The 1,113-nt window shown below is 44.1% G+C and carries 2 protein-coding genes; both read right to left on the reverse strand.

All coding sequences use genetic code 11. The features are described from left to right. On the reverse strand, positions 1-814 hold an 814-nt coding region (locus CWC14_RS17885; protein ID WP_249928780.1), incomplete at its 3' end, for a reverse transcriptase domain-containing protein. A 111-nt stretch (positions 815-925) separates the two neighbouring features. Then, positions 926-1,113 (reverse strand): hypothetical protein (locus CWC14_RS19215; protein ID WP_171036875.1); only part of this gene is annotated, 188 nt, incomplete at its 5' end.

The raw sequence follows: 1,113 nt of genomic DNA on the forward strand, positions 1-1,113 counted from the left end.
GGATTATGTGTCCTTCGCTTTTCGTTCTTACTAAAATGATTATGTCATCAGCGTAACGTGCAAACTTAAGGTGTTTGTAGGTTAGCTTCTTATCTAATTCATCGAGTAAAATATTGGAAAGTAAAGGGGATAATGGCCCACCTTGAGGGACTCCTTTGGTTGACTCAAACCACAGACCCGTTTCGCGCTCTGCGATCCCCGCTCGGAGGTATTTACCAAGTAGGCGCATGAGTGCTTTGTCTTTGACTTTACGACCAACACGATTCATCAGCATGTCATGGTTTACTTCATCAAAGAACTTAGACAAGTCAATATCAACTGCTGTTTTATAACCTTGTTTAACACAAGATTGAACATGATTTACTGCTTGGCTGGCTCTTTTATGAGGGCGATAACCATAACTATGTGGTGAAAATAGAGGCTCAAAGTAAGGGCTAATCACTTGAGCAATAGCTTGTTGGATCACTCTGTCGATAACAGAAGGGATCCCAAGCATTCGCTCACCGCCATCGGGTTTGGGTATCATCACGCGTTTGACTGGCAAGGGTTGATAAGTGCCGCTAAGTAATTGTTGTTTAATACCCAGCCAATGTAACTTAGCGAAGTCATTAAATTCCTCAATACTCATATTATCAATACCCGCAGCCCCTTTATTGCGCTTAACATGTTGCCATGCTGCACCAATATTGTGGTTGCTCAGTACCCTTGCCATCAGGTCACGATCTGTTTGGTTGTATTCATTCGAGGTATTATTCACAGTCGAACGCTGTTCATCACTATCACAACACGGTGATCTATGTGAATTCAAGTTCATTTGTAGTATCTCCTCTGGTTAAGATGTTCAGGCCTTCACCGTGTCCCCTCCATTACGATGGGCGTTTGGCTACTATGCCGTCTGCTGACTTCTGATAAATCACTCTAGCGATTACTCGATAAAGCGCGTCGAAACTAACGCTTGTTTACTGCTATTTCGCTCGCTGTAGGTCGCAGCAACCAAAGCGCCAAGGGGTGAACAACCAGTCCCTAACTGGTAATCTCCAAGCGTTAGCGCGGATGCGTGTTTATCAGATCTCCCCGAATAAGGTGTATCGACTTTCTCTGCACAACTGCATC

Origin of the sequence: Pseudoalteromonas sp. S3260, assembly GCF_005886925.1 — a bacterium.
GTDB lineage: Bacteria > Pseudomonadota > Gammaproteobacteria > Enterobacterales > Alteromonadaceae > Pseudoalteromonas > Pseudoalteromonas tetraodonis.